Here is a 20,488-nt window from a genome sequence, read left to right on the forward strand (position 1 = left end):
ATCATCGAGACTTCGCTAGCCACATCATAGGCTCTGGCCGCATCTGCATCATGCATGCGCCGCAGAAAGCCGCCTGTCCCTTCCAATACGGGGAGGCCGCTCACCACGGTTGGCGCGGCGGCCCGCCAGCAGGCGGGAACGCCAGGCCAAATTCCCTGAAAAAAGCGGAAGCGAGCGAATTTTCAGCCGTCGCTCCCGGTTTATTTTCCAGTAAAATGATTATAGTCAAAAACTTTACAATTCCTTCACGCCACGGTGGGCAAAGCACGGGTGTTTTTTGCCCCCGGAGACCGGTCGTCAACTGCCCGGCGCAAAGGGCCGCGCCCTTCGCGTGGCCGCCCATCGCTGCAAAATGGCGGCCATGACGGCAAGTCCGGCCATGGCGGCGAATATCATGGCGATGTCGCGATAGGCGGCGGCAAAACCGAAGCGGGCAATCCATGGCTGGCTTGCCAGCGGCGAGATGAAATGCCCGAGAAACATCGAAGCGGTGACGATGCCGGCGATACGCCCGCGCAGTCTGAGCGGCGCCAGCATGATGGTGGTGGACATGATGCCCGGCATCACCACGCCGAGGCCAAACCCCACCACCGCAAGCGATGACAGCATGGCGACCAGCCCCTCGGCCATGGCGAGCAACGCAAAACCCGTCGCCATCGACACCAGCCCGGCGGCAATGATGGCGGTCACGCTGGCCCTTGCCCGCAATCGCCCGAAATTGAGCGCCGCCAGCGCCCCGGCCAGATTGAAAATGCCGATGGCGTATCCCGCAATGCTGCCGGAAAACACTCCAAGCTCCCGCAGGAAGAACGGCAATTGCGAGGGAATGGTGTAAAACAGGGCATTGACGAGAAACACCGCCAGCGCCAGCACACCCACCAGCAGCCAGTTGACCGCAAAGTCCTGTTCGCCGCCGGCTTTTATGCGGCTGTCGCTCCTCACCGGTTCCGTCAGAAAGAACAGGGCCGCCGGCAGAATGAGCAGGGCGACGGCATAGACCGCGAAGGGCGCGCGCCAGTGCAGATCCGCCAGCAAACCGCCCGCCACCACGAAAACCACGCCGCCGATCTGGGTAAAGGCCTGTTGCAGGCCGAGATAACGCTCCCGCGCCGGGCCTTCGAAATAATCGCCCACCAGCGCCGTGCCGATCGTCATGATGGCGCCGATCGCCAACCCCAGAAAAGCGCGCCCGACGAGCAGGCCGACAAGGCTATCGGCAAAAAGGCCGGACATGCCGGAAAGGCTGTAGAGCAGGATCGCGCCGAGCAGCAACCGCTTGCGGCCGAAGCGATCCGCCAGCACCCCGGCAATGGGCGCGCAGAAAGCCACGAAGACCGAGGGCAGCGTCAGCACCATGCGGCTCATGATATCCACATGCGGCGTCGACAGGAAAGTCTGCTCGATGGCCGGCAGCGAAGGTGCGACCGTGGTTCCGGCCATGATGGTGAGCGTGGCGACGAACAGCAGCGTCACTTTCAAGGCGAAGGATTTTTCGGCCATCTCACGCCCCCTTGTAAGGCGTTGCGGACCGCGCCTGTTTCAGCGCACGCGCCCACCAGCCAAGCTTGTTCATCATCGTCTCCAGCGCGCCCGCCGCCGGCACACCGGCGTCGAACTGGCCCGTAGCATCGACACGATCCCAGGGATTGGCGAAGCTGACGACATCGCGGATCGTCACCGCATGCAGTTCCGCAAAGACGGGACGAAGCTGCTCGGCGGCGCGCAGGCCACCGGAAATCCCGCCATAGGATACGAAAGCCACCGGTTTGGCGCCCCATTCGTCATAGGCGGAATCGATCAGCACCTTCAGCGCACCGGGGTAACTGCGGTTATATTCCGGTGTGACGACGATGAAGGCATCCGCGCCATCGAGGCTTTGCCGAAGCTCCCGCACCGCGGCGCGCTCGGGCGCGTGATCCTGCGGCAGATCGAGTTCGCGCGGATCTATGACCGCAAGCTCCAGTCCCGGCAGGGCCTCGAGCCGCTCCAGCAGCCATTTGCCGATGACATCGCAGAAGCGCGGATTGCGGGCGCTGCCGAAGATGATGCGGATGGAAAGTGTATTGTCGCTCATGGAACGTCCTTCAACAGTGTGTTCCATGTCCTGATAATTCCTCAACTATAGTTGAGGTCAATAGCTGCGCATAAAAAAAGCGGCAGGTTCAAAACCTGCCGCATCCGTCTCTTGCAGTGGCGTAGGGCGCTTCAGGCCGCCGCGCGCCGCAGCGCTGTCGCAACCGTGTGGATATGCGCCGCACCGATGCCGCAGCAGCCGCCGATCATGGTCGCGCCCGCATCCGCCCAGGAGCAGGCAAAACGGGAATAGACATCGCCGGTCAGATCCGCGCGCGTGCCATGTAGCCCTTCATTGGCGGCGGAATCGCCCTGCTCGCCTTCGAAGGCATTGGCGTAGACGCCGATTTCCAGCGACACAGCCTTTTCCGCGAAGACGGAGGCGGCCGTCTCGACGGCGGCCTTCATGACTTCCGGCTTGCTGCAATTGAACAGAAGCGCGGCGGCACCCGATTGCGCCGCCCATTCGGCGGCCGCCCTGACCGTTTCACCGGAGCGAAGCGCGGGCTCGCCGCCGGCCGCAGCCGCATCGTCGTTGAGCGTGAAGGAAATCCAGAACGGTTTGCCGCTCGCGGCAACGGCCTCGCGCACCGCCTCACCCTCGGCGATCAGGCTGAGGGTCTCGCCGAGCCAGACATCGACATGAGGCGCGAGATTGTCGACCAGCACCTTCAGATAGGCCTGCACCCGCGTGGCATCGAAATTCTGCGGCTCATAGGAACCGAAAATCGGCGGCAGCGAACCCGCCACCAGCACCCTGCGACCGGAAGCATCCGCCGCCTCGCGCGCCAGCCTGCCCGAAAGGGCGATCAGCGATGCGCCATCCTTCTGGAAACGCTCTTCGCCGATGTGGAAGGGCACCAGCGCATAAGAATTGGTGGTGACGACATCGGCGCCGGCTTCGATGAATTCCGCATGCACCTGCCGCACGATCTCGGGCGCGTCGATAAGCGCCAGCGCCGACCATTCCGGCTGTTTCAGCTCGGCCCCGAGCCGCTGCAATTCGCGGCTCATGCCGCCGTCGAGGATACGGATTGTGCTCATGGTCATACTCCCTGAATGTTTATCGCCTGACCGGCACCTGCTGTTCGACAAGGCCGAAACAGCGGGCGATGATGGCGGTGAGAATGAGATAAAAGACGGTGACGACGATCAGCGGCTCATAGACCAGAAGCGTATCCTGCCGCACCTTGTAGGCGACGGCGTAGAGGTCCATCACCGTCACGGTGAAAGCAAGCGGCGTGGCTTTAAGCTGCATCACCACCTCGCCGGCAATGGTCGGCAGCGCGATGCGGATGGCGCGCGGCAGCCAGATGCGGCGAATGAGGGTGAAACGGCCCATGCCGAAAGCCCTGCCCGCCTCCAGCTCGCCTTTCGGCACCGCCAGCAGCGCGCCACGCAGAACTTCCGCCTCATAGGCCGCATAGTTCAGCGTGAAGCTGACGGCCGCAAAGAAGAACCCTTCGCGCAGCACCGGCCACATGAAACTCTGGCGCAGGCCGGGGATCATCGGCAGAAGCGAGCCGACGCCGTAATAAAGCAGCCAGAGCTGGATGAGCAGCGGCGTGCCCCGGAAGAAGGTGCAATAGGCCCGCGCCAGGATTTTCGTCACCCGCCCGCCGCTCACCTGCGCAAACGCGAGCCCGATGGCCAGAAGAAACCCGATGCTGACGGAGATGAAGAGCAGCGCCACCGTCTGCCATGCACCCGAAAGAAGCAGCGGCCAATATTTTGCGACCCATGAAAAATCCATGCCGTCCCCTCCTCAGGCCAGGGCCGGCTGGCCGCGCCGCACGCGGCGTTCGATCAGCGAAAAAACGAGGTTCGAAACGAGCGTGATGGCGAGGTAAAGCAGGGCGGCGGCAAGGAAGAACAGGAAATATTGCTTGGTGCTGGCCCCGGCGAGACGCGTCGCCAGCGCCAGTTCCTGATAACCGACGACCGCCACCAGGGCGCTGTCCTTGGTCACAGCAAGCCAGAGATTGCCAAGACCCGGCAAGGCGTTCGGCAAAAGCGCCGGCAAGACCACCCGGCGGAAACGTAAGGCCGGCGACATGCCGAAGGCGCGCGCCGCCTCTATCTGGCCGCTCGGAATGGCAAGGATCGCCCCGCGCAGCACCTCGGTCATATAGGCCCCCTGCACGAAACCCAGAACCGCAACGGCAGCGACGAAACCGTTCACCTCCAGCGGCGGCATGCCGGCGAGCAGCAGCAGCCGGTTGATACCGTCAGTCCCGGCATAATAAAGCCCGACGATAAGGATCAGCTCGGGAACGGCGCGGATCGCGGTGGTATAGAGATTGAGCAGCAGGCCAAGAGGCCTGTTGCCCGAAAGCTTGCCGAGCGCCCCGGCCATGCCGATGGCAAGGCCGATCAGATAGGCGCCAGCGGAAATGGCAAGCGTCGATGCCGCACCCTTCAACAGGGTGCCGCCCCATCCCGGAGGATAGGGAGACAGAAGTTGCAACGTGGTTTCAAGGCTTGCCATATGCGTGACCGATCAGACCGAATTACTGCCCGTAAATATTGAAGCTGAAGTACTTCCTGGTGATCTCGTCATATTTGCCGCTGGCGCGTACGGCGGCGATTGCCGCATTCAGCTTGGCCTTGAGTTCGGTGTCTTCCTTGCGCAGGCCACCCGAAACGCCGAGACCGAGGATTTCCTTGTCGTCGGCGACATCGCCCATGTCGGCGCAGCAATCCTTGCCCGCATCGCTCTTCACGAAAGCGTCGAGAACGATGGAGTCGCCGAAAACATAATCGATGCGGCCGGCCGCGAGATCCTGAAACGCCTCGTCCAGCGTCTGGTAGGTCTTCTCATCGGCGACACCGGCGAAATATTTCTTGTAATATTCGGACTGGATGGTGGCCACCTGAATGCCGATGGTCTTGCCCTTGACGTCCTCGGCCGTAGCACCCGCCTTTTCGCCCTTGGCGCCGATCAGCTTGCTCGGCGTGTTGTAATATTTATCGGTGAAATCGATGATCTTCTGACGCTCTTCCGTGTTCGACATGGATGACCAGATAACGTCGAATTTCTTCGTCTGCAGCGCCGGGATGAGGCCATCCCAGGAGAGCTCCACGATCGAGCATTTTTCCTTCATTTCCGCGCAGACGGCGTCCATGAGGTCGATTTCCCAGCCCTGCCACTTGCCGCTCGCATCCTTGGCGAAGAAGGGCGGATAGGCCTCGTTCATGATGCCGAAGCGCACCTCGGCGCTGGCGGTGAAGGCGGAAAACGCAAATGCCGTTCCGGCAAGCAGCGTGGCGAAGAATTTCATTCAAGTCTCTCCTGTTAAATACGGACTGTCGGGCAAAAGGGTCAATTGGCGAGCGCGCCGGTAAATTCCCGGCAGCGGGCGCTCAAGGGGTTTCCGAACACCTGCGCCGGCGGCCCCGCCTCCTCCACCCGGCCCTGATGCAAAAACACGACCTGCGAGGATACATCGCGCGCAAAGCGCATTTCGTGGGTGACGAGCAGCATGGTGCGGCCTTCCTCGGCCAGATCCCGAATGACCTTCAGAACCTCGCCCACCAGTTCCGGATCGAGCGCTGAAGTGGGTTCGTCGAACAGCATCACCGCCGGCTCCATGCAGAGCGCACGCGCAATGGCGGCGCGTTGCTGCTGCCCGCCGGACAGGAATGCCGGATAGGCGTTTTTCTTGTCATAAAGCCCGACCTTGTTCAGCAGGGCTTCGGCCTTTTCGACCGCCTCCTGCCGCCTGACGCCGAGAACATGAACGGGCGCCTCGATGACGTTTTCGAGAACGGTGCGATGGGCCCAGAGATTGAAATTCTGGAACACCATGCCGAGACCGGTGCGCAATTTTTCCACCTGCCGCCAGCTTTTCGGCACGGCCTTGCCGTCGCGGCCGGTTTTTGTGGCGATTTCCTCGCCATTGATGATGACACGGCCGCGATCCGGCGTTTCGAGAAAATTCATGCAGCGCAGAAAGGTGCTTTTGCCGGAACCGGAAGACCCGATGATCGAGATGACATCGCCCTTATGGGCCTGCAACGAAACGCCCTTCAAAACTTCATGCGTGCCGAAGCTCTTGTGGATGTCATCCGCTTCGAGCGCGCAGGCGCCTGTATCTGCCATCGATTGACCTAGCCGATCCGTTTTTTGAGTGCCGCCACGCCAATAGCCGGGATTTCGCGGTGCGACGTGCACAATAACAAAGACTTGAGCCGCGCATGTTTAGCGAAAATAGCCGCAGACGCGCGCAACAATCGGCTCTTTTACATATTTATGACGAAAAATCATTTCAAAATATCATCTGGAGCGAACGCCCTTGCAAGGACGTCGGGACGATGCCCGCTCCACCGCCGGCTCTCTCCGGTTCCCCTCCGCCTCGCCCTCCACGGGGCTGGTCCGCGCAAATCCTATTTTTTAGTTATCCATGATGCACGGGAAAATAGCACCGCGATTGTGCGCTTTTCCTCGGGAAATCGGAGCCCGGAGACAAAGGACAAGACGGAAGCTTGCCAAAATTGACGCCAGACCCCAAAAAATCGCCTACAAAAATTTATCCATATTTCACCCAAAGGTTGCTTGCTTGAGCGTATTTTGTTAACCTCAACCGATACGCTTGATACAGATTAATATATTGATATTAATATGATTTATTCCAAATCCGATACTTTCGATCCCACCGGATTGCAGGTTTTATATCTATATTAATACATTCAAATATACGCTGCCTATGGTTGATTTCGTCAATGCACAAAAGGTGGGGGCCGACGGTGGACGTTCCGATACACACCCATATGGACGATGGCGATAGCGGTCACTTGACACAACGCCCGGTTCAAATCGGTGTGTCCGGCATCCGCCCCATGCGCAGGGAAGACGTTCCGGCTGTCGAGGCCGTGCTCAACAGCGCTTTCAGAAAGACCGGGCAGGAGCGGAACTTCGATTTCGGCTCCTATATAGAAAAACTGTTTTTCGGCAGTCCCGCCTTCAGTCCGGAAAACGGCAGCGTTGTCTACGACGCCGGAGAGAACGGGGTCACCAGCGTCATTCTCGCCGTGCCCATGCGCTTCGTTGCGAATGGAAAAACCATTACTGCACGGCTGCTCTGCGCCTTCGCATCGGACGGGAAACGCGGCGCACTCGGCGCGGCGCGCCTGTCCCGCGGCATGCGGGCATCCAAACACGACATGTTGTTCTCGGATACGGCTTCACCCGTCAGCGCCGATCACTGGGTGGCGACCGGCGGCAACATGCTGCCGATTGAAAGCCTGCAATGGCACAAGGCGCTCAAGCCCTTCTGCACCATCGCGCTGCGCATGCCGCGTCGTTCGAAACTGGCAAAGACCACGCTGGCGCTCACCGCGCTCGGATTTGTGGATGGAATCCTGCGGCGGTGGAAAAAGGGTCTAAGGCCGCAGGAGGCCGCCGGCGCTACGGTGAGAACCGTGGATTACGAAACCTTCCGCCGCAGGGCGCTCGCGATGATCGAGCGTTTTTCCATTCGCCCGGAATGGTCTCACGAGGAATTCCACTGGCTGATAGAGATGAGCAGGACCAATGAAAGCCTCGGCGAACTGAAGGGCGTGGTGATCGAGAATGCCGAAGGCCATGCCATGGGCGCTGCGCTGTTTTTCGGCCAGCGGGGGAGAACGGCCTATGTGCTCAATCTCGTCTGCGATGCCGGTTGCGAAAACGATGTGCTCAACACCCTGTTCCGCCATTTCGATGACGAGAACTATGCCCATGTCACCGGCATGGCGCAGCCCTTTCTCATCAACGCGCTTTACCGCCAGAACCACATGAGCTTCCGCCACGACGGCTATTTCTGCATGGCGACGCGCGATGACGCCCTGCGGGAAAGGGCGCTGGCCGGCGACATCTATATTGGCGGACTGTGCTCGGAGAGCTGGAGCAAGCTCATCACCGACTATTGAGCCCCCCCGCCCCGCCTCACGACGGAAGACGGATCGAAACCCTCAAGCCTTGCTGAACCGTCCGACATTGGCCGAGATGAGATGGCGCAGCGCTTTCGCATAACGTTTGGAGCGCGTCTTGGCCGCCAGCGCGCTGGTCCAGTCCACCATCGACCCGTTAATATCGAAATCGCCGAGCTGGCCTTCGGGAATATCGCCCTTTTCGATGCGCTCGACGATGGAGGCGAGCGCCGCATAAAATTCCGGCGAACGATAGGGCGGATGCAATGAATACATGCCCTTGCCCGTGCCGAGAAAATCGAGGCGATAAACACCCGTGCGCATCATGTTCGTGCTCAGCACCTCCTCGGCGGGCATCGAGACAGGCTGCTGGTTATAGGCATAGGAGCGGATGCGCCGTTTGACATCGGGCTTGAGCAGTTCCAGCGAGCCGATGCGTTTCGCAAAGCGTTCCATGTCGATCATGAAAAGCCGGGTGGAAACGGTGGCGAAACGCCAGGTGGGAATGCGCGACGGCAGCTTGCGCGGCGCAGGAATATTCTTCACGCCGGGCATGCCGACATGGCGGGAAATATCCAGATCGCCGCGCACCGTCGGCGGCCCGGAAAAGGGCGTGATGCACAGCGCATCCGGATTGGCCTTCTGAAGCGCGATAGCCTCGCCGAACCAGCTCTGGCTGCCGCCGCCGAACATCATGTCGCTGTCCATATGCAGCACATAACGGGCATTGGCGCGTTTCAGCCCGTAGAAATAGACATGGAAAGGCCCGCCATCGAAAGCCTTGGCAGGATAGAGGATCGGCGAGCGGGGAAAGAAGGTTTCCGTCACGGCGCTGCGCGCCGCATCGCTGTAATCGACGATATCCACATGCAGATGCGGATAATTGGTCTGCATTTCCTCCAGCATGTCGAAGAGACGCTGGCGCGCCGCATCGAAACCGTTGCCCTTGTAGCGGCCGGCCCCCACCTGGCCCGTATCGACGGTGAGGAGAATGCGGTCCACCTGTCCGCCCCAGACCCTGAGCTGATGCGGCAGGGTCAGGGCCGCATGCGGGGCATCGAAGGGGTGCAGGTTGATTTGCAGCGCCTTTTGCACGGGAGGAAGCGGCATTTCAGCATTCATAGTCATGCACCACGGTTCCGGAATTCATTGATGATGGCCATCATGGGTTTTTGGTTGAAACTCCAGTCCAGCGGCAGCGGCCGGTTGGCGGTGCCATCCCGGCGCGGATAGGCCCAGCGGATCCAGCTATATTGATCCGAGATGCCCCATGTGGTGATGGAGGAAAGCGCGCCGCCCGCCGAGGCAGCCTCCAGAAACTCGCGGACCTGGCCGTTGATCAGCATATCGCGTTCGGCCTCCGGCGCGGGCAGCGTCTGGTCCATCACATCCAGCTCCGTCACCAGAACGGCAAGACCGTAACTGCGCATTTCCGTCGTGAAGGCGGCAAGCTCGTCCTTGGCGATCGGCCAGCCGCCGCGCAAATGCCCCTGCAGGCCGACGGCGTTGATCGGCGCGCCCTTCTCCAGCAGTTCGAGAATGAGATTGCGGAAGGCCGCGCGCTTGGCCGGCGATTTCTCGGCGGCAAATTCCACATCATATTCGTTGAGCACGAGCTGCGCCTTCGGATCGACCGCATGAGCGATCTCGAAAGCTTTCTTGATGGCGTCCGGCCCGGCGCCGTAATACCAGGCATCGCGCCGCGCGCGCACATTGCCCGGCACGTCGGGGATCGGCTCATTGACCACGTCCCAGCTATGGATCACGTCCTTATAACGCTCCATCACCGTGACGATATGGGTCTCCATCAGCTTCTCGACCTTCACGCCGCCGCCGATGCTCGCAAGCCAGGGCGCGTTGGAGGCATACCAGATCAGCGGATGGCCGTGCATGGAAAGCTTGTGCTGACGGGCGAAATTGGCGATTGCATCGGCGGCGGCGAAATCGAACGCCTCCGCCGAAGGCCGCAGGACCTCCCATTTCATTTCGGTAACGGGGGTGATACGCGAGCAATATTTCACCACCGCCTCGCCGATGCGGCTATCGGCGGTGAGATCCGGCAGGTAAACGGCCGCGCCATACGGGGCGGTTTTGCTCGCCGCTTTCTTCTGCGCGGCAAAGGCCGGGCCGGCCACGGCATGCAGCAGGCCAGCGCTTGCCGCACCGCCCATAAAATTCCGCCGCCCGATCCGCATGCACCCGCCTCCGCAACCTTTATTCCCAAAACATAACATTCCGATCATAGGAAAAGGATATTAAAGATTTGCAAGGTTAACCGACGTTATACCACGTCATAATTGGCCAGACCCGCTTAATGCGGTAGTAACTTCGCTGTGCGAATTCTTGGCCCACGCCGCATGGAGTTTGAAGTCTTGGTTTCCGTTTCGATTGTCATTCCCGTTCGCAATGGCGAGCGTTACATCGTGGAAGCGATCGAAAGCGTGTTGCTGCAGGGCGAGACCATCGGCGAAGTGCTGGTGGTCGATGACGGCTCCACCGACACCACCGCACAAAAGGTGGAAAGTTTTTCCGACCCTCGCGTCAAATTGCTGGCCCGGCCGCAGGGAAGGCAGGGCGTTTCCGCCGTGCGCAATTTCGGCCTGTCGCAGGCGCGCGGCGAATGGACGATGTTTCTCGATGCCGACGACCGCCTGAAACCGGGCGCCATCGCGGCCCTTTGCGCCGGCATTTCCGGGCCGGATGTCGTCGCCGTTTATGGCGATTACGAGCGCATCGATGAAAACGGCGTCAAGATCGGTCGGCGCAATCTCATTCGCCGCCGGGAAAAGCCCGATGGTTTCATTCTCCAGCCGCTGCTCGGCGGCAACTTCATCGTCAATGGCGGCATCATGCTGGTCAGGACCCGCATCTTTCAGGAATTCGGCGGTTTCGACGAGACTTTGCGTTATGCCGAAGACTGGTATGGCTGGTGCAGGCTCGCCGCCGCCGGCCGCTTCGTTTACCTGCCCGGCTGCCATGTGCTGGATTACCGCGTGCACAGGACGAGCGTGATGATGAACCGGCTTTTGACCTTCCGGGATTGCGAACCGGCAATCGAGGCCGTGTTTTCCGACCCGGCCATCGTCGCTGCCGTTTCGCCGCCGGAGTTGCGACGGCTTCGCCGCCGATCCGAAAACCATATGAATGCCTATACCGTGGCGCAGGCCTTCCGCGCCCGCCGCTACCGCGAGGCCTTTTCGGCGCTGGCCGATACCTTCCTCAATCGCCCGCGCCAGAGCCTCAGGGCCGTCGTTTTTTCCGCCGCAGCGCTTGCCGGAATTTAGGAGTTTCCATGTCCGAGATCATGCCGGAAGCGGTGGTGTGCATTCCGAGTTTCCGCCGGCCGGAAGGCCTGAAAAAGACGCTTCGGTCACTCGCAGCCCAGAAGGTCGATTTTCCCTTCGCCATCGTCGTGGTGGATAATGACGGCGCGGGCCAGGCGGGCCTTGCGGTCGCGCGCGCCTTTTTCGCCGAAAGCGGCATGGCCGGCGAGGCATTGGTCGAACCGACGCAGGGCAATTGTTACGCCATCAACACCGCCTTCCGCACCGCCCGGCAAAGCTATGCTTCGGCTGAGTGGTTCCTGATGATCGATGACGACGAGGCCGCCTCCCCCGGCTGGCTTGCCGAAATGGTTTCGGCGGCGAAATCCTTCGACGTCGATATCGTCGGCGGCCCGGTCAACCGGGAATTCGACGCGCCGGCTTCGAAGGCGGTTCTCTCGCATCCGCTGTTCGGCTCCATTGAAGCGCCGACCGGCCCCGTCGAGCAAATCCACGGATCGGGCAACTGCCTGATCTCACGGCGGGTTTTCGAGACGCTGGCGAAACCGGAATTCGACGTGCGCTTCAACTTCCTCGGCGGCGGCGACATGGATTTCTTCACCCGCTGCCGCAAGGCCGGTTTCAAATTCGCCTGGAATGCGCAAGCGCTCATCATCGAATATGTGCCGGAAAACCGCATGGCGCCGCGCTGGATCATGGAGCGCTCGCTCCGAACCGGCATCATCAATTACAGCATCGACCGCGCCCGACGCCCCGGCCTGAAAGGTGGGCTGCTGCTTGCCGCCAAAAACGCCGTCAGCCTGTGCCTGTCTCTTGTCCGCGCCGTTTCCGCCTTCGTGAAAACCGGAACCCTGCTGCCAGCCACGCATCCGCCGCTGATGTCCATCGGCCGCGTGATGGCAAGCCTCGGCATTACGCTCACGCCCTACAAGGCGCCGGCGAAGAAGAGCTGAAGCAGGATAGTTTCGGCTCAGCTAAGCGTTTTTTGCCTGCCGAGCGAGATCGTATTCGTGAACCGTTTCTGGAAACCGAACGACGCCAAGGCCGTCGCGAGGACGAGGAGCGGCACGAGCACCGGCCAGAAGAAACAAAGGACAATGCCGGTGACGCGATAAAAATCCCAGTCCTTGTCGCGGCGGGCGCCTTCGATATAGGTCATGGCGAGAGAGGTAACGGTGCCAATTCCATATATAAAAAGAGAAATGGACGTAATCACCATTGGTGGCCTCAATAAATCTATGATTCGAATAAATTTGTAATATTGATGCAGTGTAGCGCAGATGTTCGCCGTTGCAACGGATTTCAGCGACGCAGCGCATCCATTCAATAAGTTAGGAAAATCTTATATTGTCGGGCGGGAGGCGCACGCGCGCTTTATTCTTCGCGTAGCAGCAGCTTGTCGCGATGATCTAGCGACCTTGTCCCGAAGCTCCGAAGCGATACTTCAGCAGCGAATATATGGCGATAGGATTGGTCAGCAGGTAACGTTTTCCGAGCCGCTTCGGCTCGAGCATGGCCCGGTAAAGCCATTCCAGCCCCATATCCTGCATCCATTGCGGCGCCCGGCTGTTCTTGCCGGCGAGGAAATCGAAAAGGCCGCCGCAGGTCTTGATCACGGCGATGCCGGAAAGCCTGTCCAGATTGCGCGAGACGAAACGCTGCTCCAGCGGTATGCCGAAGCCCACCCAGAGAATATCCGTCCCGGATGTCGCGATATCGGCGAGGATCGCCTCTTCCTCGGCCCGGCTGAAATAACCGTTGCGCCGCCCCGCAAATATAAGGCGCGGATAAAGCCTCTGCATTTCCTCGACCGCCGCACGGTTCACCTCTTCGGAGCCGCCGAGGAAATAGAATCGGCTACCCGTCTCTTCGGCGCGCTTCGCAACCGCATGAACGAGATCCGTGGTCGCAACCCGTTCTCTCAATGCCTTCGGGCAGAATTTGCGGGAGAAAATCACCAGCGACATGCCATCGGCATGAATCTGGTCCGCCTGCCGCAGCATGGCGTCGAATTCCCGGTCGTGATGGCAGAGCGCGATGACCTGACCGTTTGCCGATGTCGAATAAAACGGTCTTGCACCGGCCGCACGCGCCGTCGTCGCGCGCAGGATGAAATCCCGCGCCGTTTCGTCGATAGTCGCGTCAGTAATGGGCAACGCCGCAAGCGGAATAACCGGCCAGACCTGGCCAGTCCCCTCCGCATCCGGCATCTCTCTCCCTGTCATAATCTGTCCGGTGTCCAAGATAGGCATCGTTTCATTGTTATATTCACGCTTATGCTTAGGGTATAAGGCTTCAAACACTACGAAGAACTATCATTAATATTTTTATAAATCCCCGTATGCGGCAGCCATTTTACACGCCTGAAGGTTGTGCGCCACATTTTCTGCCTATTCCGGTTTTCCAGCCGATGGGTTAAGGGACGCGGAAATCAAACCACGGAAGGGCTCCGGCCATGGAAACAATCTCGATCGACAATCGCGGCGATTTCGGCCTCTGGGCGATAGAACGGGCGAAAGAAATCGTCGCCAACGAGGCGTCCGATCTTGCCATTTCGGTTCGCGACGGCGACGAGGCGGGCATTCGCGATGCCGGCAATGCGCTGGGCGCGGCCATCGCCGCCGCCCTGCTCGAAGTTTATGACGGTCTGATTTCGGAAGAATAAGGCGACGCGCAGCCGCCTTGTCTTACCGCGCCGCGACATCCGCGTGATCGTCCCGGCGAAGATAACCCCAGAGGCCGAGCGCCACGGCAATTGCCAGACCAAGGAACAGGCCGCCCATGCCGCCGGCAATCAGGAAGGTCAGCTTGCCCGGCGGCCAGCTTCTGGAATTGGGCGCAACCGGCTGCGAAATCACCCGCACATTGGTGGAATCGATCGACTGCTGTTCGGCAAGCTGGCGTGAGCGCGTGAGATAAGTCTCATAGATCGCCGCCGCCGAGCGGGCGTCACGATCGAGATCACGCAGCCGCACCTGCGCCTCATTGTCGGTAAAGACATTGGCGCGTTCCGCCACCGCTTTCAGCCGCAGGGCATCGAGTGAGGAGCGCGCCTCCGCGACATTGATCTTTGCCGCTTGAAGGATACGCCGCGCCTCATCCGCCATTCCCTGTTCCAGCATCGCCCGCTCCGCACCCGCGGTCGCAAGACGCGGATGGCGCGCGCCATAGGTCAGCGTCATCGCACCGATCTGCTGTTGCAGCGTGCTGTATTGTGCGCGGATCGTATTCATCGTTTGGCTGTCGAATATGGCGTCGCTCTGGGTGCGGTTCTGCGCAATCGCCGCCTCCATCTGCTTGAGGCGCGATTCTTCCTGAATGAGGCGCTGCTGGGTCGCAAGCACCTGAGCGTTCAGCTCACCGGAAGCCAGATTGCTGACGAGCTGGCCGTTATTTTCCTGTAGGCCGTTCTCGCGGCGGAAATCGGCCACGCGCTTTTCGGCGGCGGTCACATTCTCGCGCATTTCCTCGAGCCGCTTCCTGAGATCGTCAACGACGCGTTGACTGCTGTCGGAGTTTGTCTGGAACAGTTCGCTTTCGAAAGCCTTCACGATGGCCTTGGAGACAGTCACCGATTTTTCGGCATCATTGGTCCAGACCGAAAGCGTCACGACAAAGGAGCGCGGGTCGCGTTCCGCCGCCACCCGATCGCCAAGCGAACGAAGCGCGCCGACCCGGTTGTCGTCATCTTCCGGTTTCGATGAGAACATAGCCTTCAGCCGGGCGAGCGGCGGCGGGCTGATGAATTCAGGATCCTGATCGAGCTTCAGCTCGTCCACCACCCGCGCCAGCACGTTGCGCGAGGTGATGGTGCGCAACTTGCTTTCCACCTCGAGGATTTGCGTGTCGCGCTGCTGGTTGGGCGAAAACACCCCGTCATTGACGACGTTCAGGTTGGAGGGATTGACGACGATATCCGTATAGGCCTTGTAGCGCGGCGGCGTCATAGAGGCATAGGTCAGCGCGCCGGCGACGCAGAGAACGATTGCCAGCACGATCCAGACGATGCCTTTGCGAAGCCAGAGGATGACGTCATCCACACCGATCCTGTCGATATGTTTCAGGCCCGGCAGCGCGGCCGCCAGACTGCCGCTCGGCGAAGCCGCCTTCACCGGCGTCTCGGCCGCGGCCGGCTCGGCGACGGTCTTCGCCGGTTTCGGCTCCAGATGCTCCTTCAGCACCGTGCGCTCGAAAACCTCGTCCTCATCCACCAGATCGTCCAGCAGGGAACCATGGGGTCTCGCGGCAGGCGCCGTTTTTTCATCGAGCGGACGTGCCTGCTTATGTCCCGCCTTTTGAAGCCTGTACATCAGCCAATCCAACTCGAACGAACCACAAAAAGGCCGGCAACAGAGGGTTCCCATCGTCGCCAGAGCCGCTATCGACGGACAATTTTAAATATGACGGGTGAATTTTAGGTTACCCGCATCGGTCCCGCCATCATCGCCTATTCGCGGCCACGTTGAAAGGGATGATTGACTCGAATGGATCGATACGGTTCTTTCAACCGTTATATTTTTGCATTATCCATTTGACCCTCAAAGATTTTATCGAAACGGAGTTTGGAATGAGCCTGAAATTTGGAACGAGCGGCCTTCGCGGCCTCTCCGTCGATCTGAAAGGAAAAGCCTCGGCCGTCTATGCCACGGCATTTGCGAGACACCTTCTCACATCGGGCCAGGCAAAGGCGGGCGATCCCATTCTCGTCGGCCGCGATTTCCGCGATTCGAGCCCGGATGTTTCCGCCACCTGCATCGCCGCGCTCAAAAAAGCCGGCCTGACCCCGTTCGATTGCGGCACGGTGCCGACACCGGCGCTGGCGCTTTATGGCCTGTCTCTGAAGGCCGGCGCGCTGATGATCACCGGTTCGCATATCCCGGCCGACCGCAACGGCATCAAGTTCTACCGCCCGGACGGTGAAATCGACAAGCAGGACGAGACGGCGATTGCCGCTCTTGCCGCCGAAATCGAAGCGGAAGGCATCAGCGACGAGGCGGCGACCGCCGAAGACCATTCCGCCACCACAGCCGAACTTTTCTACGAGCGCAACATCGCGCTGCTGCCGGAAAAGGCGCTCTCCGGCCTCAAGATCGGCGTTTACCAGCACAGCACGGTGGCGCGCGATCTCTTTGTCGACGTGCTTGCCCATTATGGTGCGGATGTCGTTCCGCTCGGCCGCTCCGAAACCTTCATCCCTGTCGATACCGAAGCGGTCTCGCCGGAAACGCTGGCCCTTCTCAAAAAATGGTCGCCAGAGCACGGTCTCGACGCCATCGTTTCCGCCGATGGCGACGGCGACCGCCCCCTGCTTACCGATGAAAACGGCGTGCCGCTGCGCGGCGACCTCATCGGCCTGATCACCGCCAATTTCCTCGGCGCCGGCGTGGTCGTCACCCCCGTCACCTCCAATTCCGGCATCGAGGCGAGCGGTTCGTTCGACGTCATCCGCACCAAAGTCGGCTCCCCCTTCGTGATCGCGGGCATGGCTGAGGCGCTCGCCGCCGGCAAGAACGGTGTCATGGGCTTCGAAGCCAATGGCGGCCTGCTGACGGCCTCCGCCTTCACACTTAATGGCAGGGCGCTTTCGCCGCTGCCGACGCGTGACAGCTTCCTGCCGGTTCTCGCCGTGCTGCTTCTCTCGGCGGAACAGAAAAAGCCGCTGTCGCAGATCGCCGCCGCTTATAACCTGCCGGTCGCCGCCGCCGACCGTCTGGAGAACTTCGCGCAGGAAAAGAGCGCCGCCCTGATGACGCATCTGCGCGCCTCGCGCAGCAATCTCGAGGCATTCCTCGCACCGGTCGGCACCGTGAAGGCGCTGAGCGACATCGACGGCCTGCGCGTCGCGCTCACCGATGGCAGCACCATCCATTTCCGCCCTTCCGGAAATGCTCCCGAAATGCGCTGCTACGTCGAAGCGGCCAATCAAGATGAGGCCGAAACGCTTCTGAACAAGGGGCTCGATCTCATCCGCAATTTTGGGTGAGAGTGGATGCCGCATACACGATGGTGTAAGCTGCGCGCATGAAAAGAACGGACGCAATCAGGAAACTCAAGCGCCACGCCCATGCAGTGAAAAGCATGGGCGCGACGTCGCTCTATCTTTTTGGATCGACGGCCCGCGATGAGGCCCTTGCCTCCAGCGATCTGGACATCTTCATCGACTATGATCCGGGCCGCCGTTTCTCGTTGATCGATCTCGTCGGTATCAAGCAGTTTCTGGAAGAAGAATTGGCCGTGGAAGTCGATGTGACGACACGCAACAGTCTCCACCCACTGTTGCGGAATGACATCGAGCAATCCGCCGTACGGATATTTTGATGACCAGACGCAGGGTCGGGCCGGTTCTCGCCGAAATTCTGGAGGCCATAAACGGCATTGAGACCCACACCGCAGGCCTGTCACTCGCTGATTTCCAGCAAAATTGGCTCCTCAAACTCGCCGTGCAACGCGCCCTCGAAATCGTTTCCGAGGCGTCCCGTCACCTACCCGATGACTTGCTGGAGCTTACGCCGGACGTACCGTGGAAACAGATTCGCGGAATCGGCAATATTCTGCGTCATGAGTACCACAAGATCGCGGATGACGTCGTTTGGGCCGTGGTCACCGAACATGTGGCGCCGCTCAAAATCGCTGTTGAGGCTCTTCAACGATCCGTCGAAAGTGAAAACTGAGGACTTATCAGCGCGGTGTCGCAAATGTCGCACCCCGCCCGTGCCCTGTTGCTCTTCCGGCTCCATGGAGCGATAAGGACCGGAGGGCCACAAGAGGCGGATTATGAGCGGCGAGACCATTACCCTTTATGAAGCGATAGGTGGCGATGCGACCGTCAGGGCGCTGACCCGGCGCTTCTACGAATTGATGGATACCCTGCCGGAAGCGGCGCGCTGCCGCGCCATCCATCCCGCCGATCTTTCCGGCAGCGAGGCGAAGTTTTACGATTATCTGACGGGATATCTTGGCGGACCGCCCGTTTATGTCGAGAAACACGGCCATCCGATGTTGCGGCGGCGCCATTTCGTCGCCCCGATCGGCCCCGCCGAGCGGGATGAATGGCTGCTCTGCTTCCGCCGCGCCATGGACGAGACCATCGAAAACCCGAAGCTGCGCGAGATCATCTGGACGCCGGTCGAGCGGCTGGCCTTTCACATGCAGAACCAGGAGGCGGACAGCCAATGACCACGCAGAGCGCGACCATCGCAAGCCTGCCCCGCGAAAGATTGCGGGCCTTCATTCTGTTGCTAGGCGGCCTGCTGGGCGCGGCCGGTGTGATGCTTGCAGCCGCCGCCACCCATACCGGCGAAACCTATATGCTCGGCAATGCCTCGGCCATGGCGCTGGCCCATGCGCCGGTGCTGGTGGCGCTCCATATCGGCGCGGATCGCATCAGAACCGCCATTCCGGCAGGCCTGATCCTCGGCCTCGGCACGGCGATCTTTGTCGGCGATCTCGTCACCCGGCATTTTTCCGGCCACAGCCTCTTTCCCTACGCCGCACCCACGGGCGGCCTCGGCATGATCGCCGGATGGCTGGTGCTGTGCGCCGGAGCATTTCTGAAGCCGAAGGGCTAGAACGCGTTCGGTTTAAACCGAACCGTTGGGCGTGCCCTACCTCTCTGTTTTACGCATTTTCCGGACGTAAAACCGCTTCGCACTTTGACTGGAAATGCTTCAGCTTTAGCCCTTACGCCGCGTCCAGCGAAACGACAGGATATTGCGGCCCTCTTCGGCCGCCGCGCCGATCTCGAAGGACGGCGTTTCACCGGGCTGGCGGGTGCGCAAATAGGGAAAAGTCACGACATTGCCGCCGCTTCTGGCAAGGCGGTTGCGCCTTTCGCGTTCACCGATGATTTCATAGATATCCGTCAGGGCCGGATCGGCAGCCTGCTCGGCCATCTTGTGCAGTTCCACGCGGCAGGCTTCCGCCGCCGGCTCTTCACCCTTAAAATTATTGCGCTCGTCGCTCATCGCTGGAGGTCCGTTCATTCATGGTCTGCAGCGCCCGCTCCAGACTGGATTTGCTGCCGTTGCGCAGCGGAATGAACGTCTTGCCGAATTTCTTGCAACCGGACTTCACCCGCAGACACGCATCGTGGCTGATACAGTCGATCGGGCAGAAAACGCAGTCGACGGAGGGAAGCACGGTATCTATGCGGGAGACGGCTTCACGCAGGCCGCCATCGTGATGAATGAGCTCCGCGCCGAAATTGCTGGCGATCTGGCGAAGATGCGCAACCTGACAGTCACGGCCGCCGACATAAAGAAAGCTTTTCGGACCGGAAAGCTGCTGTTCGGCCACATCCCGCTCGGCCTGGGGAGCGCCCTTGCCCTGCTTGCCGCCACGTTCGGCCTTCTTCTTTTCCTTGCGTGCCATTCCCTCACCTGCCGGTTGATTTTTCAATGCCCCGGACGTTCGGGATGCCGGCACCATAATAAAGATGAGTTTTGGAGTAAAGTATAAAGGTGATAATTTTCCTCATGTTTTGACATAAAGAATCGATCACATATTCGCGAGAACGGTTCCGTTCAGCCGTTTATCCGCAATCCGCCCATGAAAAGCTGCTCCAGATGCCGGGCCGCATCCTCAAAACGGCCCTCGCCGCCATTCTTCTCGCCGAGCACTGCCCGCACCTGCACATCGAAATCCGCATAATGCTGGGTGGTCGACCAGATGGAAAAAATAAGATGATAGGGATCGCATTTGGCCATCCGTCCGGCCTTCACCCAGGCGCGGATGACCTCGGCCTTTTCATCCACCAGTTGTTTCAGCGGCCCCTTCAGCTCATCCTCGATATGCGGCGCGCCCTGCAGGATCTCATTGGCGAACAGGCGGCTTTCACGCGGGAAATCGCGCGACATTTCCAGCTTGCGACGAATATAGGAGCGAATCTCGCTTTCAGGATTTCCCTCGGCATCGAAAGCGCGTAGCGGGTCGAGCCATGTGTCCAGCACCCGCTCGATCAGCGCGCGATGCATCGCCTCCTTGGTGCGGAAATAATAAAGCACGTTCGGTTTCGACATGCCGGCCGCCTCGGCGATCTGATCGATAGTGGAACCGCGAAACCCGTTTGTGGAAAAAACACTGAGCGCGGCTTCAAGAATCGCTTCCTGCTTTTCTTCCTGAATGCGGGTCCGCTTCTGTGTTTTCGCTGCGCGCGGTATGGCCATTCTTAGCTCTCTGTTTCTTTTCCATGCAATTGCCGTTACAGTATGCTTAAAAAATAA

The 20,488-nt window shown here is 60.2% G+C and carries 23 protein-coding genes and 1 pseudogene; 9 read left to right on the forward strand and 15 right to left on the reverse strand.

What is annotated here, in order from left to right:
* Positions 1–297: 297 nt before the first annotated feature.
* The 7 genes from ACQZ60_RS11655 to ACQZ60_RS11685 all read right to left on the reverse strand — a co-directional run bounded on the left by ACQZ60_RS11655 (position 298) and on the right by ACQZ60_RS11685 (position 6,175).
* Positions 298–1,500 (reverse strand): MFS transporter, encoded by a 1,203-nt coding sequence (locus tag ACQZ60_RS11655; RefSeq protein ID WP_448735266.1) that lies wholly within the window; start codon positions 1,498–1,500, stop codon positions 298–300.
* Position 1,501: 1 nt separating this feature from the next.
* Entirely contained in the window at positions 1,502–2,074 is a 573-nt protein-coding gene (locus ACQZ60_RS11660) for an NADPH-dependent FMN reductase (protein ID WP_448735267.1), read from the reverse strand.
* 131 nt (positions 2,075–2,205) lie between these two features.
* Positions 2,206–3,117 carry a homocysteine S-methyltransferase family protein gene (locus ACQZ60_RS11665; protein ID WP_448735268.1) on the reverse strand — a complete coding sequence of 304 codons (912 nt, stop codon included), beginning with the start codon at positions 3,115–3,117 and terminating at the stop codon, positions 2,206–2,208.
* A 19-nt stretch (positions 3,118–3,136) separates the two neighbouring features.
* A complete protein-coding gene (locus tag ACQZ60_RS11670; RefSeq protein WP_448735269.1) occupies positions 3,137–3,826 on the reverse strand; it encodes an ABC transporter permease in 690 nt (229 codons plus the stop codon).
* A gap of 12 nt (positions 3,827–3,838) precedes the next feature.
* Positions 3,839–4,561: an ABC transporter permease gene (locus ACQZ60_RS11675; protein WP_448735270.1), complete on the reverse strand. Its 723-nt coding sequence runs from the start codon at positions 4,559–4,561 to the stop codon at positions 3,839–3,841.
* A 22-nt stretch (positions 4,562–4,583) separates the two neighbouring features.
* Positions 4,584–5,354: a transporter substrate-binding domain-containing protein gene (locus ACQZ60_RS11680; RefSeq protein WP_020808862.1), complete on the reverse strand. Its 771-nt coding sequence runs from the start codon at positions 5,352–5,354 to the stop codon at positions 4,584–4,586.
* Positions 5,355–5,395: 41 nt separating this feature from the next.
* Entirely contained in the window at positions 5,396–6,175 is a 780-nt protein-coding gene (locus tag ACQZ60_RS11685) for an ABC transporter ATP-binding protein (protein ID WP_448735271.1), read from the reverse strand.
* Positions 6,176–6,912: 737 nt separating this feature from the next.
* Between ACQZ60_RS11685 and ACQZ60_RS11690 the strand changes: the two genes are divergently transcribed.
* Complete coding sequence (locus ACQZ60_RS11690; RefSeq protein ID WP_448735333.1) at positions 6,913–7,983, forward strand: GNAT family N-acetyltransferase; 1,071 nt, start codon at positions 6,913–6,915, stop codon at positions 7,981–7,983.
* Between the two features lie 42 nt (positions 7,984–8,025).
* Here ACQZ60_RS11690 and uppG read toward each other — a convergent pair whose 3' ends face one another.
* Together uppG and uppI are read right to left on the reverse strand one after the other, a co-directional pair.
* Positions 8,026–9,105, reverse strand: coding sequence for a polysaccharide biosynthesis glycosyltransferase UppG (gene uppG, locus ACQZ60_RS11695; protein ID WP_448735334.1), 1,080 nt, complete (start codon positions 9,103–9,105; stop codon positions 8,026–8,028).
* Between the two features lie 2 nt (positions 9,106–9,107).
* The gene (gene uppI, locus ACQZ60_RS11700; RefSeq protein ID WP_020813672.1) at positions 9,108–10,178 is read right to left on the reverse strand and encodes a polysaccharide biosynthesis UDP-hexose transferase UppI; all 1,071 of its coding nucleotides are present in this window, start codon (positions 10,176–10,178) and stop codon (positions 9,108–9,110) included.
* 177 nt (positions 10,179–10,355) lie between these two features.
* On the opposite strand from uppI, the gene uppH reads away from it, so the two are divergent.
* On the forward strand, positions 10,356–11,267 hold the full coding sequence (gene uppH, locus ACQZ60_RS11705; RefSeq protein ID WP_245267414.1) for a polysaccharide biosynthesis endo-1,4-beta-xylanase UppH: 912 nt from the start codon (positions 10,356–10,358) through the stop codon (positions 11,265–11,267).
* Between the two features lie 8 nt (positions 11,268–11,275).
* The gene (uppJ, locus tag ACQZ60_RS11710; RefSeq protein ID WP_448735272.1) at positions 11,276–12,220 is read left to right on the forward strand and encodes a polysaccharide biosynthesis UDP-hexose transferase UppJ; all 945 of its coding nucleotides are present in this window, start codon (positions 11,276–11,278) and stop codon (positions 12,218–12,220) included.
* Positions 12,221–12,237: 17 nt separating this feature from the next.
* Here the strand turns inward: uppJ and ACQZ60_RS11715 are convergent, their stop codons facing one another.
* Positions 12,238–12,486: a hypothetical protein gene (locus ACQZ60_RS11715; RefSeq protein WP_174057267.1), complete on the reverse strand. Its 249-nt coding sequence runs from the start codon at positions 12,484–12,486 to the stop codon at positions 12,238–12,240.
* A gap of 190 nt (positions 12,487–12,676) precedes the next feature.
* Complete coding sequence (uppL, locus tag ACQZ60_RS11720) at positions 12,677–13,477, reverse strand: polysaccharide biosynthesis UDP-hexose transferase UppL (RefSeq protein WP_448735335.1); 801 nt, start codon at positions 13,475–13,477, stop codon at positions 12,677–12,679.
* A 245-nt stretch (positions 13,478–13,722) separates the two neighbouring features.
* On the opposite strand from uppL, the gene ACQZ60_RS11725 reads away from it, so the two are divergent.
* Positions 13,723–13,932, forward strand: a complete 210-nt coding sequence (locus ACQZ60_RS11725; protein ID WP_003509414.1) for a hypothetical protein — start codon at positions 13,723–13,725, stop codon at positions 13,930–13,932.
* A 22-nt stretch (positions 13,933–13,954) separates the two neighbouring features.
* On the opposite strand, the gene uppM is transcribed toward ACQZ60_RS11725, so the two are convergent.
* The gene (uppM, locus tag ACQZ60_RS11730) at positions 13,955–15,577 is read right to left on the reverse strand and encodes a polysaccharide biosynthesis protein UppM (protein WP_448735273.1); all 1,623 of its coding nucleotides are present in this window, start codon (positions 15,575–15,577) and stop codon (positions 13,955–13,957) included.
* A 257-nt stretch (positions 15,578–15,834) separates the two neighbouring features.
* Between uppM and uppO the strand changes: the two genes are divergently transcribed.
* The 5 genes from uppO (at position 15,835) to ACQZ60_RS11755 (ending at position 18,835) form a co-directional block, all read left to right on the forward strand.
* Positions 15,835–17,250 carry a polysaccharide biosynthesis phosphomannomutase UppO gene (uppO, locus tag ACQZ60_RS11735; RefSeq protein WP_448735274.1) on the forward strand — a complete coding sequence of 472 codons (1,416 nt, stop codon included), beginning with the start codon at positions 15,835–15,837 and terminating at the stop codon, positions 17,248–17,250.
* A gap of 38 nt (positions 17,251–17,288) precedes the next feature.
* Positions 17,289–17,585: a nucleotidyltransferase family protein gene (locus tag ACQZ60_RS11740; protein ID WP_003520575.1), complete on the forward strand. Its 297-nt coding sequence runs from the start codon at positions 17,289–17,291 to the stop codon at positions 17,583–17,585.
* A complete protein-coding gene (locus ACQZ60_RS11745; RefSeq protein WP_448735275.1) occupies positions 17,585–17,938 on the forward strand; it encodes a HepT-like ribonuclease domain-containing protein in 354 nt (117 codons plus the stop codon). Before ACQZ60_RS11740 ends, ACQZ60_RS11745 begins: the two co-directional genes overlap by 1 nt.
* Positions 17,939–18,041: 103 nt before the next feature.
* Positions 18,042–18,443 carry a group II truncated hemoglobin gene (locus ACQZ60_RS11750; RefSeq protein WP_035220023.1) on the forward strand — a complete coding sequence of 134 codons (402 nt, stop codon included), beginning with the start codon at positions 18,042–18,044 and terminating at the stop codon, positions 18,441–18,443.
* Positions 18,440–18,835 carry a DUF423 domain-containing protein gene (locus ACQZ60_RS11755; RefSeq protein ID WP_020813662.1) on the forward strand — a complete coding sequence of 132 codons (396 nt, stop codon included), beginning with the start codon at positions 18,440–18,442 and terminating at the stop codon, positions 18,833–18,835. Before ACQZ60_RS11750 ends, ACQZ60_RS11755 begins: the two co-directional genes overlap by 4 nt.
* 105 nt (positions 18,836–18,940) lie before the next feature.
* On the opposite strand, the gene ACQZ60_RS11760 is transcribed toward ACQZ60_RS11755, so the two are convergent.
* From ACQZ60_RS11760 to rutR, 3 genes and pseudogenes are all read right to left on the reverse strand, one after another.
* Positions 18,941–19,231, reverse strand: coding sequence for a hypothetical protein (locus ACQZ60_RS11760; RefSeq protein WP_020813661.1), 291 nt, complete (start codon positions 19,229–19,231; stop codon positions 18,941–18,943).
* A pseudogene (locus ACQZ60_RS11765) lies at positions 19,212–19,535 on the reverse strand (DUF2325 domain-containing protein); the annotation flags it as partial. The gene ACQZ60_RS11760 and the pseudogene ACQZ60_RS11765, both read right to left, overlap by 20 nt.
* A 254-nt stretch (positions 19,536–19,789) precedes the next feature.
* Complete coding sequence (gene rutR, locus ACQZ60_RS11770; protein ID WP_003520582.1) at positions 19,790–20,431, reverse strand: HTH-type transcriptional regulator RutR; 642 nt, start codon at positions 20,429–20,431, stop codon at positions 19,790–19,792.
* Positions 20,432–20,488 lie beyond the last annotated feature (57 nt).

The sequence above is a fragment of the Agrobacterium sp. 22-223-1 genome, from assembly GCF_053522385.1.